The sequence below is a fragment of the Paraburkholderia sp. EG286B genome (genome assembly GCF_040965655.1).
GTDB lineage: Bacteria > Pseudomonadota > Gammaproteobacteria > Burkholderiales > Burkholderiaceae > Paraburkholderia.
Genome location: NZ_JBFRCF010000008.1, coordinates 349,343 through 361,220, shown reverse-complemented (window position 1 = coordinate 361,220; position 11,878 = coordinate 349,343). Strand labels below are relative to the sequence as shown.

The following is an 11,878-nucleotide window of genomic DNA, read 5'->3' as shown; positions in this document are numbered from 1 at the left end:
GAATCAGTCCTCTTTGATGCGAAAGACCTCGACGCCCACCGCGTCGCAGTCCGGATAAACGTCGGGCTTTTCGGTCGAGACGCGCACCGCCCGCACGAGTTCGTGCGAAAGCAGCGCGGCGGCGAGATCGTCGCAGAGCGTCTCCTGCAGATGGATATGGCCCTTGCCCACGCGTTCGGCAACGGTCGAGCGCATGAAGTCGTAGTCCACGACTTCGCGCAGCTTGTCCTCTTGCGGCGTGGTCGAAGCAAGCGGCACGAACAGGTCGACATTGATGACGACGCGCTGCTCGCCGCGCTTCTCGAAGTCATGCACGCCGATGTTGATGTGCACTTCGTAGTCGCGCAGGAAAAGCCGGCGGCAGTCGGCGAGCCGGGGGTGAAGCAATACGGTGGACATACGGGTTCCAGTCGATAAAAGCGTGCGTTCTCTCGCACGTATGCCGGCGCGGCGCGCCCGGCGGGTCGTTCAGCCGGTCTGCAAAACCGCTCGTGCGCGGCGGCTCGCGTTCCTTTGTCTTCGTCAGCACCGCTCGCTCGCAGTTCTGCGCGCAGCGGACTATGCATTTAGTTGCAAATCTTGTTGCAACCCACGTTCGGGCGTCAGCCGCCCGTCAAAAACATCACGTCGCGCGGTAGCGGGACGAGGTGCTGGCCGCCGTCCACGACGAGCGTCGTGCCGGTCACGCCGGTTGCCCGCGCCAGATACAGCGCGGCTTCCACGAGATCGGCGGGCCGCGACGCGCGCTTGAGCGGCGTGACCTGGTGCGCGGCGGCGAAGCTCGCCGGCGTCTGGTCGCCCGACTGCAGCGTGAGGCCGGGCGCGAGCCCCACCACGCGCACCTTCGGCGCGAGCGCCTGGGCGAGCGCGACGGTGGCGTTCTGCAGCGCGGCCTTCGTCAGCGTGTACGACAGATAGTCGGGATTCATGTTGTACAGCTTCTGGTCGAGCACGTTGATCACACACGTGCGCAGCGTCTCGTCGTCCGCCGCCGCCTCGGGCGTTGCCTCGTACAGCGTGCGCGCGAGTACGAGCGGCGCGCCCACGTTGATCGCCATGAGTTGCAGCAGCTTCGCGTAGCCCACATCCTGCGCGGTGTCCTCGTCGAAGCGCGAGGCATTGTTGAGCACGCACGCCGGACGACCGAGCGCCGCGACACAATCCGGCACGAGCCGCGCCACCTGGGCTTCGTCGCCGAGGTCGGCGTGCAGCGCCACAGCCCGGCGGCCCAGCGCCGCGATCTGCGCGACGACTTCGTCGGCGGCCTCGCGCGACTCGCCGTAATGAACCGCGACGTCCCAGCCGCGCTGCGCAAAGCCGAGCGAGAACTCGCGGCCAATACGGCGTGCTCCGCCCGTGACCAGCACGACGGGCGCCGCTACGCCAAAATCGGGGCGCGATCCGTTGTCGGATGCACTCATGTCGGCGTCAGCCGGGCGGATGCCGGGAGTTGCGCTCATTTACAATGCCGGGATGAATCCGAAAGCTCACGAACCCGATAGTTTACCTGTTCCCGAGCCGATCGCGCTCGCGCAGTCCGAGGCGCTCGCGGCCACGTTGCGCGCCGAGATCGCCGCGGCGGGCGGGTGGCTCCCGTTCGACCGCTACATGGAGCGCGCACTCTATGCGCCGGGACTCGGCTACTACGGCGGCGGCGCACGCAAATTCGGCCTCTTTGCCGACGACGGCAGCGACTTCGTGACCGCGCCCGAGCTTTCGCCGCTCTTTGCCGCGACGCTCGCGCGCGCCGTGGGCGAAGCGCTCGCCGCCAGCGGCACGCACCGTCTGATGGAATTCGGTGCGGGCACGGGCCGCCTCGCGGCGGGTCTGATGCTCGCACTCGACGCAGCAGGCGTGGCGTTCGACTCCTACGCCATCGTCGATCTGTCGGGCGAGTTGCGCGAGCGCCAGCGCAAGACCATCGTGCAGCTCGCGCCGGCACTGCTGAGTCGCGTAACGTGGCTCGATGCGCTGCCCGCGCAGTTCGAAGGCGTGGTGATCGGCAACGAGGTGCTCGACGCCATGCCGGTGCGCCTCTTCTCGCGCAAGGACGCCGTCTGGCACGAGCGCGGCGTGAGCGCAAACGCAGAAGGCGCCTTCGTCTTTTCCGATCAGCCGGCGAACTCCGGGCGCGATGCCAACTGGCCCGAGAGCGCGCTCGCAGGCGTGGAAGGCAGCGAAGACTACGTGACCGAAACGCACGAAGCCGCACTCGCCTTCACGCGCACGGTTTGCGCGATGCTCCAGCGCGGCGCGGCTTTCTTCATCGACTATGGCTTTCCGCGCCACGAGTACTACCATGCGCAGCGCGCGCAAGGCACACTGATGTGCCACTACCGGCACCGCGCGCATGGCGACCCGTTCCTCTATCCCGGTTTGCAGGACATCACCGCGCACGTGGAATTCACGGGCATTGCCGAAGCGGGCGTCGAAGCGGGCGCGGACCTGCTCGGCTATACGACACAGGCGCGCTTTCTGATGAACGCGGGCATTACCGACGTGCTGAGCGAGATCGATCCGCACGACGCGCAGCGCTTTCTGCCGGCCGCGAACGCGGTGCAGAAACTCGTATCGGAAAGCGAGATGGGCGAGCTGTTCAAGGTGATCGCGTTTTCGCGCGGCATCGACGAGACCATCGCGGCGTTTGCGCGCGGCGACCGCAGCCATACACTCTGAGGCTCACGCCACGCGACCATGATCCGCTGGTTTCTCACCACCTTCATCGCCGTGGCGATTCTCTCGAGCGCCCAGCCCTGGCTCAGAAAGCTCGGCATCGGGCGGCTGCCGGGCGACATCACGCTGCGCATTTTCGGCCGCGAATATCCGCTGCCGTTCATGTCGACGCTCGTGCTTTCGATGGCGCTTTCGTTTCTCGTGCGCGTGCTCTGAGCGAGCGCGCTCGACCGGTCAAGCCGTAGCGAGCGCGGCTTCCACCGCCGCCACGCGCGCCTCGTGCACCGCTTCCTTGATCTTCTCGGCGCCGCCGCGTTCGATCGAGCGCGCAATCGCCCCCGCATCCACGCCGCGCGCAGCCACGAGCGCGATCCGCAGGCGCTCCGCCTGCGGATAAGGCGCGTTCTCCCAGTTCAGCCGCCCGCGCAAATCGGCCTCGCAGGCCTGCAACGCCTCGGCGAAACGCGCGGGTTTGCGCAGCGCGTCGCAACGTTCGAGCATGCGCACGAGCGCCGCCGCGCCCATCTCCATCACGCGATGCACGTTGCCGTGCTCGCGCGCGACCAGCACCGCCAGCTCACGGCAGTCGTTGGGCACGCGCAGACGGTCGCACAGCGGTTTGAGCAGATCGACGCTGCGCCCTTCGTGGCCGATGTGACGCGGCAGCACGTCCTCGGGCGTCGTGCCCTTGCCGAGATCGTGCGTGAGCGCCGCGAAGCGCACCGGCAGCGTGTAGCCCTGCGCGGCCGCTTGGTCGATCACCATCATCACGTGCACGCCGGTGTCGATCTCCGGGTGATAGTCGGCGCGCTGCGGTACGCCCCACAGCGCGTCGACCTCGGGCAGCACGCGCGCGAGCGCGCCGCAATCGCGCAGCACCTCGAACATGCGCGACGGCTTCGCTTCCATGAGACCGCGGGCGATTTCCTGCCACACGCGCTCGGGCACGAGTGAATCGACTTCGCCCGAAGCGACCATCTCGCGCATGAGTTCGAGCGTTTCGGGCGCGACGGTGAAATCGGCGAATCGCGCGGCGAAGCGCGCGATACGAAGAATGCGCACGGGGTCTTCGAGAAACGCGTCGCTCACGTGGCGGAACACGCGCGCCTCGAGATCGCGCGCGCCGCCGAACGGATCGACGACCTCCCCCGTGAGCACGCCGCCCGGCTGCACTTCGCGCGCCATCGCGTTGATGGTGAGATCGCGCCGCGCGAGATCTTCCTCGAGTGTCACGTCAGGCGCGTAGAAAAACTGGAAGCCGTGATAGCCGGCCGCCGTCTTGCGCTCGGTGCGCGCAAGCGCGTACTCCGCGTGCGTTTCGGGATGCAGAAAGACCGGGAAGTCCTTGCCCACCGGACGATAGCCCTGCGCGGCCATCTGCTCGGGCGTCGCGCCCACCACGACATAGTCGCGGTCGCGCACGGGCAGCCCGAGCATCTCGTCGCGGATCGCGCCGCCTACGACATAGATCTTCATTCGTCGTCGCGTTCGTCGTCCTGGACGATGTGCGTTTCGCGGCGCGCCGCCTCGACCCACTCGGCCACCGCGGGCAGTGCGCTCACGCGCTGCGCGTACGCCGCCGCTTCGGGCGAGAGCTTCGGCTGGTAGCTGTTGAAGCGCATGACGACCGGCGCGTACATCGCGTCGGCGATGCTGAATTCGCCGAACAGGAACGGCCCGCCGCTCGCGGCGAGACACTCGCGCCAGAGCGCGTCGATGCGCGCGACGTCGGCGAGCGCGCCAGGCGTCGCGCCGGCGCCCGGCTTCACCTTGCGGATGTTCATCGGCATGTGGTTGCGCACTTCGCCGAAGCCCGCATGCATCTCCGCGCTCACGCTGCGCGCGCGGGCGCGCGCGTTCGCGTCGCGCGGCCACAGCGCGTGCTGCGGGAAGCGCTCGGCGAGCGTCTCGGCAATCGCGAGTGAATCCCACACGGCGAAGCCGTCGTCGCCAACGAGGCACGGCACCTTGCCCGAGGCCGAGAACGCCAGGATCGAGGACTTGGTGGCCGGCTCGTCGAGCTCGATCAGCACCTCCTCGAACGCGATGCCGAAGTGCTTGAGCAGCACCCACGGACGCATCGACCACGACGAATAGTTCTTGTCTCCGATTACGAGCTTCATTGTTCCAATGACCGTTGTGAGTTGAAAGAGCGCCGGTTGATCGTCCGCTGTGGACTATCGGCCGGCACTGGCGCGAAAGATGTTCAGCCGCGAACGCAGCGAGGCGTCGGAGAGATAGAGCGGCGCGATCGTCTCGATGCTCGCGGGCTCGACATCGAGCTCGGGGGCGAGCGGCCCGGTCAGCACGCTGTCCACCTTCATCGAATCGAGATTATCGCGCGTGAGCACCGGCACGCCCGGCGCCATTTCGAACGAGAGCGCCTGCAGGCGCCCGAACGCGTCGGGCAGCCGCACGATGCGCGCGTGCCGGCCCACCACTTCGCCGCAATACTGCAGCAGCTGTTCGAGCGTATAGACCGTCGGGCCGCCGAGTTCGTAAGTGTGCCCGCTCGCGGCGTCGAGATCGAGCACGTTGACGATCGCCTTCGACACGTCGCCCACGAACACCGGCTGGAACTTCGCGTCGGGCATGGCGAGCGGGATCATCGGAAAGAGCCGCTGCAGGAGCGCGAAACGGTTGAGGAAGGTGTCCTCGGGACCGAACACGACGGAAGGCCGGAAGATGGTCGTGGCGAGCGCCGTGGCCGCGTGCACGGCTTTCTCGCCGTCGCCCTTCGAGCGCAGGTACATGCTCGGCCCGCGCGGGTCGGCGCCGAGGGCGCTGATGTGGATCAGGCGATGCACGCCCTTGCCCTCGCAGGCAGCGACGATCTTCGTGGGCAAGTCGACGTGCAGCTTCGCGAAGCCCGGGCCGTAGGGATCGCCGCGCCCGCCGTTGAGCGTGCCGACGAGATTGATGACCGCGTCCGCATTTTCGACGAACGCCGCGAGCGCGACCGGATCGGACACATCGGCCTCGATCACGTCGACGGGCAGCAGGGTGAGATGGCGGGCGTTGTAGCGGCGGCGGGTGGCGACGCGCACGTCCTTGCCCGCCTCGACGAGCGCGTTGATGAGATGGCTGCCGATGAATCCCGAACCGCCGATGACCGCAATGGCTTGATGTCGCATCTTCGACCTCCTCGGGCAGACGGCGCCGCCGCGTACGAGGTCCGGTTCGTCCCGCAGCGCGCCAGTCAGAAGACGGAGCACGCAGCGTGCCGTCATGCCGCGCGCGATTCCGTATGAAGGGAAGCGGCGCGGCCAAACGGCCCGGCGCTTACGGCGAGATATAGCCGAGACGCGCCTTCAGCGATTGCGGACGGCCCTCGAACAGCGCCGCATAGTAGACCGTGTTCGACAACACGTTTTTCACGTAATCGCGGGTTTCCTGGAACGGAATGGTTTCCGCGAAGATGGCGCCCTCGACGCCGCCCTGCAACGTCTGGCGCCATGCGCGCGGGCGGCCCGGCCCGGCGTTGTAGCCCGCGGTCGCGAGCACGGCGGAGCCGTCGAACTGATTGTAGATCATCGACAAATAGTTCGTCCCGAGCAGGATGTTGGTGTCGAGATCGTTGAGCTGGTCGCGCGAGAGGGGCCCGAGGCCGATCTTCTTCGCCACCATCTGCGCCGTGGCCGGCATGATCTGCATGAGGCCGCTCGCGCCCACGCCCGACTTGGCATTGAGAATGAAACGCGATTCCTGGCGAATCAGGCCGTAGGCCCATTCGACGTCGAGGCCGTTGGTTTGCGCGTCGCGCTCCACGACGTCGCGGAACGGCGCGAGATAGCGCAGCGAGAAGTCGTGCTCCGTTTGCGTGCGGTCGGCCGTGTTGACAGTGCGGTCGAGCAGCTGGATGCGCTTCGCGTATTCGGCGACGGCGAGCAGCTGCCGGTCGCTCATGCCGCGCAGCGGCCAGTTCCATTCGCGATTGCCTTCGAGCCGCAGGTTCAGCGCGTAGAAGCGCTGTGCGAGCGCGAAGCCCGGCGTTTGCGCAACCTGGGCGATGTCGGCGTCGCTGACCGTGGTCTTCGGCGGGATGGTGATCTTCTGGCCGAGTTCTTCGGTGGCGAGCTGGCCGTAGAAGTTATAGCCCTGCGAGATCGTCGCGAACTCCTCGTTCGCCTGCCCCGTTTCGCCGGCCTGCTTGAGCGCGCGTGCGTGCCAGTAGACCCACGACGGCTGCGCGCGCAGCGCGGCCGGCATCTGTTCTATCGACCAGCGCACCATGGTCCAGTCGCCGCCCAGCAGCGCGGCGCGCGTACGCCATTCGTAAGCCGGGCTCGAGAGCGGCGCGTTGGCCGAGAGCCGGTACCAGCCGAGCGAAGCGGGCAGGCGCTTCAACGCCCCTTGATAGCCGATCGTGCCCCAGCCTGTCGCGCGCTCCGGCGACGTGAGCTGCGGTGCGACGGTGGCGAAGGTGGCTGCTGCCATGGCCGGATCGTTGGCCGCCATCACGGTGACGGCGAGCAGCGCGAGCTGGTGCGATTGCGGGTCGGCGGTGACGCCTTGCGCGAGCGTAAGCGGCGGCGTGCTCACGGCCTGGCTGAACGCGGTCGGGTCGGGGCGCTGCGAAAGGCCGTCGAGCAGCTTCGCGCCGGTCGAGGTCTGGTTCTGCTCGTAGGCAAGGCGGATCTGTTGCCACACGTCGTCGCTCGAGAACTGGCCTTTGATGGCAAGCGCGGTGATGAGGTCGACGCAGCCGTCGCCGTAATAGCGCGGCTCGGTGAGCAGCGCACGCGCGTCGTTCGCGACGTTCTCGCCGCGCGCCGCGCGCGACTCCAGCGCGTAGCACTTCACCTGCGTGTCGTCGTTGAGCACGAAGCGCGAATATTGCTGGTCGAAGTTCGCCCAGTCGTGGCGCGCGCCGAGCACGGTCAGATAGTCGTTGCGCATGCGGTCGGCGATCGCCTGGCCGTCGTAGCGCTGCAGGAACGACAGCACCGGCGCATCGGGCGCGTCGATGCGCGCGTGGCCTTGCGAATCGAACAGCTGCGGCTTGAGCTGGAAGTATTCGAGGTACGACGGCGCCGGGTAATCGGGAATCATCGCAGCGAGTTGTGCGGCGCGCGCCGGATCGTTGTTGCGCGCGGCTTCGCGAAGCTGGATGAAAGTCTGATCGTCGTTCGTAAGGACTGCGCCTGGGGGCAGTGCGACGGGGCGCACGGCGTCCGCCGTGCTGCATGCTACGAGTGCCGCGGCAGTCAGTGCGAGACCGACCACGCGATATACTCGGACAAGGCGTTTGGACATCGTTATTTCTGGAGCGCGAGGTGAACCCAAGCATAGCACGCAACCCTCACACGGAATCCAAAAAGGACTGGCGTGCAAGGCTGCTTTCTCGGCGAATTGAAGCGGCTTCCGACGTGGCAACCGGTGCGGCACTCGCGGCCCGTCTCGATGCGCTCGTCGCGCAATTTTCGCCGCGTTCGATCGGGTTCTACTGGCCCTTGCGCGGCGAGTTCGATGCGCGCGCCTGGATCACCGCCTGGCTCGCCGCCGACGCGTCACGCCGCGCCGCCCTGCCCGCCATTCCCGAACGCCACACGCCGCTCGTCTTTCACGCCTGGACGCCCGATGCTCCGATGCGCGAAGGCCATCACCGGATCCTCGAGCCGCAATCCCAGGAAGTGATCGTGCCCGATCTTCTCCTCGTACCCTGCGTGGGTTTCGATCGCGACGGCTATCGCCTCGGTTACGGCGGCGGCTACTACGACCGCACGCTGGCCGCCTGGCCGGGCGTTGCGTTGCCCGTCACGGTTGGCATTGCGTATGAAGCCTGTCGCATCGACGACGGCGTGCTCGCGCGCGAGGCGCACGACCTGCCGCTCGACGCCGTGGTGACCGAAGCCGCCACGCATCTTTGCCAACGTTCGCGTGAGCGCTGAACGCGCCTTGATCGCTCAGAGCGAGGCCGCCGCGCGCGCGGCCGTGTCATAGAGCCCCGACGCATTGCGCATGAGTTGCGCGGCGTCGCCGATCTGCTGGTTCGTGAGGCCGCTCTCCTTGAGCGTCGCAATGAGGCAGCTCTCGCGCACGTCGCGATAGCGCAGGCACAGCGCCTGGCCTTCCGGCGTGACCGAAAAGAAGACTTCCTTGCCGGTCTTTTCGCTTTTTACATACCCTCTGGAGACGAGCTTCTTCAACGCATACGTGGCCACGTGCGTGTCCTCGATGTTGAGCACGAAGCAGATATCCGCGAGCTTCTTGCGCCGCTCGCGATGGCCGACGTGATGGAGCAGCGACACCTCGATCGGCGTCATGTCCTTCACGCCCGCCGCCGACATGCAGCGCACCATCCAGCGGTTGAACGCGTTGCTCGCCATGATGAGCGCGTACTCGAACTCGGATAGCTCGGCGCTCGACTCGGAGACGAGATGTTCGGACGAAACGATCTTGGTCGGCTGGCGCGACATGGCAGATAACCCGGTAGTCGGTGTTCGAAAAGGCAAAGCGGCGTGGCGTGAGTGTAATTGCAGCGCGTTTGCCGTGCGCCTGGCGAAAACGCTTATTGATAATTTGTAGATAATTTATCGACAATGTACGCTAGGAAGGAACGGCACGGCCCCGCCTGTGCATCCCCCTGCGTTGATTTTCGACCGGTCGAACCGTCCCCTGATCGATCCAACATGCCGAATTCTGACCCTCGCATTTTTCCTCTCGGTGACGAAGCGCTCGTCTGCGAAGCGTCGCCGCCCGCCACGCTCGAGGTCCAGCGCCGCGTCTGGGCCGTCGCGGCGCTTGCGCGCGGCTGGGCGCCGGTGCGCGAAGTGGTGCCCGGCATGAACAACCTGACGATCACTTTCGACCCGCTCTCGGCCGACGCCGCGGCGCTCGCGCTCGCGCTGCGCGACGCATGGCGCGAGGCCGAAGACGCGAGCGCGGCAGGCCGCGAAGTCGAGATACCCGTGGTCTACGGCGGTGAAGACGGCCCCGATCTCGAAGCGGTCGCGCAGCACTGCGCGCTCGCCGCCGCCGACGTCGCCGCGCGCCATGCCGCGGGCGTCTATACGGTGTTCTTCCTCGGCTTTCAGCCCGGCTTCGCCTATCTCGGCGGTCTCGAACCCGCGCTGCACACGCCGCGCCGCCGCGAGCCGCGCCTTGCCGTCCCGGCCGGGTCGGTGGGCATCGGCGGGGAGCAGACGGGCATCTATCCGGCCGCCTCGCCAGGCGGCTGGCAGCTGATCGGCCGCACCGCCGCGAAGCTGTTCGACCCTTCGCGCAATCCGCCTTCGCTGCTCATGCCGGGCGACCGCGTGCGTTTCACCATCGCGGAGCTCCACGCATGATCGAAGTATTACGCGCGGGCCTGCTCACCACGGTCCAGGATCTCGGCCGCCCCGGCTACCGGCATCTGGGCGTCGCCACCGGCGGCGCGCTCGATACGCTCGCGCTCGAAGTGGGCAACCGCCTCGTCGGCAACCGGCCCGACGCCGCCGGCGTGGAAATCACCTTCGGCCCCGTCGCGCTGCGCTTCGCGCGCGCCACGCGCGTCGCCATTACCGGCACCGACTTCGGCGCGACACTCGGCGGCCGCCCGGTCTGGTCGTGGTGGAGCCTGCCCGTGGCCGCCGGCGAGGAACTCGTGCTGAACGGCGCGAAGCGCGGCATGCGCGCCTATGTGTGCGTGGCCGGCGGCGTCGACGTGCTGCCCATGCTCGGCTCGCGCAGCACCGACCTCACGGCGGGCTTCGGCGGCCTCGCGGGCCGCGCGCTCAAGGACGGCGACCGGCTCGCCACGGGCGCCTCGTTCGCGCCGGGCCGCGAGCGCGCCGCGCTCGACCCGGGCGCGCCGGCGTTCGGCGTGAAGGCGCCCGTGTGGTGCAACTTCGCGCTCGCGGACGAGCAGCATCACCGCCGCGGACGCCATCCGGACGGCATGGCCTGGGCCGTGCCCGTGCGCGTGCTGCGCGGCCCCGAGTACGACAGCTTCACACCCGAGGCGCAGCGCGCGCTCTGGTCCGATGAATGGCAGATCACGCCCAACAGCAACCGCATGGGCTTTCGGCTCACGGGCACGCCGCTCGCGCGCGCGAACGGCGCGGATCTGCTCTCGCACGCGGTGCTGCCCGGCACGATCCAGGTGCCGCCGAGCGGCCAGCCCATCGTGCTGATGGCCGACGGGCAGACCACGGGCGGCTACCCGAAGATCGGCTCCGTGATTCGCGCCGACTGGTGGAAGCTCGCCCAGGTGCGACTCACCGGGGGCGTGCGTTTCGTGGAAGCGACGCCGGCCGCCGCGCGCGCGGCGCTGGAAGAGGAACGGGCGTATTTGCGGCAGATCGACACCGCGATCGCCATGCACGACGAACGCCTTGCGAGCCGCCGCGCGAACGCGAACGCGGCCGCGAGCGCGTGATTTTCAGGCACCACCAGGTAAGACGAGCAGCAAGAGGAACCCATCATGACCACCATCGATCTGAACGCCGATCTCGGCGAAGGCTGCGGCTCCGACGAGGCGCTGCTCGACCTCGTGAGCTCCGCCAACATCGCGTGCGGCTGGCACGCAGGCGGCGCCAACGCCATGCGCGAATGCGTGCGCTGGGCCGTGGAGAAAGGCGTGTCGATCGGCGCGCATCCGAGCTTCAACGACCCCGAGAACTTCGGCCGCAAGGAGATGAACCTGCCGCCCGAGGAAATCTACGCGGGCGTGCTGTATCAGCTCGGCGCGCTTTCTGCGATCGCCCAGGCCGAAGGCGGCCGCATCGCCCACGTGAAGCCGCACGGCGCGCTCTACAACCAGGCCGCGCGTGACCCGCAGATCGCCGAGGCCATCGTCTCCGCGGTGCACGACTTCGATCCGTCCGTGACGGTGTTCGCGCTCGCGGGCAGCGGCCTCGTGACGGCGGCGCGCGAGGCGGGGCTCGTCGCGATCGAGGAAGTGTTCGCCGACCGCGGCTATCGCGCGGACGGCTCGCTCGTGCCGCGCAGCGAGCCGGGCGCGTTGCTCGACGACGAAGACACCGTGCTCGCGCGCACGCTCGCGATGATCCGCGAGCAGCGCGTGCAGGCGGTGAACGGCGCCTGGGTGGCGCTCAACGCGCAGACCATTTGCCTGCACGGCGACGGCCCGCACGCGCTCGCGTTCGCGCGGCGCATCCGCACGGCGCTCGACGACGCCGGCATCGGCGTGCGCGCGGCGGGGGCCGGCGAAGCCTGACGCACGCGAATTTGAATGTAGCAAGGCGCGCGGCATGCGCCG

Annotated in this window: 13 protein-coding genes; 6 read left to right on the top strand and 7 right to left on the bottom strand. The window is 68.0% G+C overall.

The window, feature by feature from the left end; genetic code table 11:
* Window positions 1-3 precede the first annotated feature (3 nt).
* Together AB4Y42_RS20100 and AB4Y42_RS20095 are read right to left on the bottom strand one after the other, a co-directional pair.
* Window positions 4-399: a dihydroneopterin aldolase gene (locus AB4Y42_RS20100; protein WP_028203420.1), complete on the bottom strand. Its 396-nt coding sequence runs from the start codon at window positions 397-399 to the stop codon at window positions 4-6.
* Window positions 400-602: 203 nt separating this feature from the next.
* On the bottom strand, window positions 603-1,421 hold the full coding sequence (locus AB4Y42_RS20095) for an SDR family oxidoreductase (RefSeq protein WP_368695122.1): 819 nt from the start codon (window positions 1,419-1,421) through the stop codon (window positions 603-605).
* Between the two features lie 52 nt (window positions 1,422-1,473).
* On the opposite strand from AB4Y42_RS20095, the gene AB4Y42_RS20090 reads away from it, so the two are divergent.
* Both AB4Y42_RS20090 and AB4Y42_RS20085 read left to right on the top strand, forming a co-directional pair.
* Complete coding sequence (locus tag AB4Y42_RS20090; protein WP_368682608.1) at window positions 1,474-2,676, top strand: class I SAM-dependent methyltransferase; 1,203 nt, start codon at window positions 1,474-1,476, stop codon at window positions 2,674-2,676.
* An 18-nt stretch (window positions 2,677-2,694) separates the two neighbouring features.
* Entirely contained in the window at window positions 2,695-2,889 is a 195-nt protein-coding gene (locus AB4Y42_RS20085) for a DUF2905 domain-containing protein (RefSeq protein ID WP_158758829.1), read from the top strand.
* Window positions 2,890-2,907: 18 nt separating this feature from the next.
* Here AB4Y42_RS20085 and AB4Y42_RS20080 read toward each other — a convergent pair whose 3' ends face one another.
* From AB4Y42_RS20080 to AB4Y42_RS20065, 4 genes are all read right to left on the bottom strand, one after another.
* Window positions 2,908-4,149, bottom strand: a complete 1,242-nt coding sequence (locus AB4Y42_RS20080; RefSeq protein WP_368695095.1) for a multifunctional CCA addition/repair protein — start codon at window positions 4,147-4,149, stop codon at window positions 2,908-2,910.
* Window positions 4,146-4,796, bottom strand: a complete 651-nt coding sequence (locus tag AB4Y42_RS20075) for a glutathione S-transferase family protein (protein WP_368692301.1) — start codon at window positions 4,794-4,796, stop codon at window positions 4,146-4,148. The genes AB4Y42_RS20080 and AB4Y42_RS20075 overlap by 4 nt, the downstream gene beginning before the upstream one ends.
* Before the next feature lie 54 nt (window positions 4,797-4,850).
* Complete coding sequence (locus tag AB4Y42_RS20070; RefSeq protein ID WP_368695094.1) at window positions 4,851-5,807, bottom strand: complex I NDUFA9 subunit family protein; 957 nt, start codon at window positions 5,805-5,807, stop codon at window positions 4,851-4,853.
* Window positions 5,808-5,955: 148 nt separating this feature from the next.
* On the bottom strand, window positions 5,956-7,929 hold the full coding sequence (locus AB4Y42_RS20065; protein ID WP_368695093.1) for a transglycosylase SLT domain-containing protein: 1,974 nt from the start codon (window positions 7,927-7,929) through the stop codon (window positions 5,956-5,958).
* An 8-nt stretch (window positions 7,930-7,937) separates the two neighbouring features.
* On the opposite strand from AB4Y42_RS20065, the gene AB4Y42_RS20060 reads away from it, so the two are divergent.
* Complete coding sequence (locus tag AB4Y42_RS20060) at window positions 7,938-8,564, top strand: 5-formyltetrahydrofolate cyclo-ligase (protein WP_368695121.1); 627 nt, start codon at window positions 7,938-7,940, stop codon at window positions 8,562-8,564.
* 15 nt (window positions 8,565-8,579) lie between these two features.
* Here AB4Y42_RS20060 and AB4Y42_RS20055 read toward each other — a convergent pair whose 3' ends face one another.
* On the bottom strand, window positions 8,580-9,092 hold the full coding sequence (locus tag AB4Y42_RS20055) for a winged helix DNA-binding protein (protein WP_028212076.1): 513 nt from the start codon (window positions 9,090-9,092) through the stop codon (window positions 8,580-8,582).
* A gap of 213 nt (window positions 9,093-9,305) precedes the next feature.
* Between AB4Y42_RS20055 and pxpB the strand changes: the two genes are divergently transcribed.
* The 3 genes from pxpB to pxpA are packed head-to-tail and all read left to right on the top strand — an operon-like array spanning window position 9,306 to window position 11,836.
* Window positions 9,306-9,965, top strand: coding sequence for a 5-oxoprolinase subunit PxpB (pxpB, locus tag AB4Y42_RS20050; protein ID WP_368695092.1), 660 nt, complete (start codon window positions 9,306-9,308; stop codon window positions 9,963-9,965).
* Window positions 9,962-11,035, top strand: coding sequence for a biotin-dependent carboxyltransferase family protein (locus tag AB4Y42_RS20045; RefSeq protein WP_368692304.1), 1,074 nt, complete (start codon window positions 9,962-9,964; stop codon window positions 11,033-11,035). Before pxpB ends, AB4Y42_RS20045 begins: the two co-directional genes overlap by 4 nt.
* 45 nt (window positions 11,036-11,080) lie before the next feature.
* Window positions 11,081-11,836 carry a 5-oxoprolinase subunit PxpA gene (pxpA, locus tag AB4Y42_RS20040; protein WP_368695091.1) on the top strand — a complete coding sequence of 252 codons (756 nt, stop codon included), beginning with the start codon at window positions 11,081-11,083 and terminating at the stop codon, window positions 11,834-11,836.
* The last annotated feature ends 42 nt before the right edge of the window (window positions 11,837-11,878 follow it).

Coding starts and splice junctions, on each gene's coding strand:
- AB4Y42_RS20100 (WP_028203420.1), bottom strand. CDS start 399: ATGTCCACCGTATTGCTTCACCCCCGGCTCGCCGACTGCCGCCGGCTT.
- AB4Y42_RS20095 (WP_368695122.1), bottom strand. CDS start 1,421: ATGAGTGCATCCGACAACGGATCGCGCCCCGATTTTGGCGTAGCGGCG.
- AB4Y42_RS20090 (WP_368682608.1), top strand. CDS start 1,474: ATGAATCCGAAAGCTCACGAACCCGATAGTTTACCTGTTCCCGAGCCG.
- AB4Y42_RS20085 (WP_158758829.1), top strand. CDS start 2,695: ATGATCCGCTGGTTTCTCACCACCTTCATCGCCGTGGCGATTCTCTCG.
- AB4Y42_RS20080 (WP_368695095.1), bottom strand. CDS start 4,149: ATGAAGATCTATGTCGTAGGCGGCGCGATCCGCGACGAGATGCTCGGG.
- AB4Y42_RS20075 (WP_368692301.1), bottom strand. CDS start 4,796: ATGAAGCTCGTAATCGGAGACAAGAACTATTCGTCGTGGTCGATGCGT.
- AB4Y42_RS20070 (WP_368695094.1), bottom strand. CDS start 5,807: ATGCGACATCAAGCCATTGCGGTCATCGGCGGTTCGGGATTCATCGGC.
- AB4Y42_RS20065 (WP_368695093.1), bottom strand. CDS start 7,929: ATGTCCAAACGCCTTGTCCGAGTATATCGCGTGGTCGGTCTCGCACTG.
- AB4Y42_RS20055 (WP_028212076.1), bottom strand. CDS start 9,092: ATGTCGCGCCAGCCGACCAAGATCGTTTCGTCCGAACATCTCGTCTCC.
- pxpB (WP_368695092.1), top strand. CDS start 9,306: ATGCCGAATTCTGACCCTCGCATTTTTCCTCTCGGTGACGAAGCGCTC.
- AB4Y42_RS20045 (WP_368692304.1), top strand. CDS start 9,962: ATGATCGAAGTATTACGCGCGGGCCTGCTCACCACGGTCCAGGATCTC.
- pxpA (WP_368695091.1), top strand. CDS start 11,081: ATGACCACCATCGATCTGAACGCCGATCTCGGCGAAGGCTGCGGCTCC.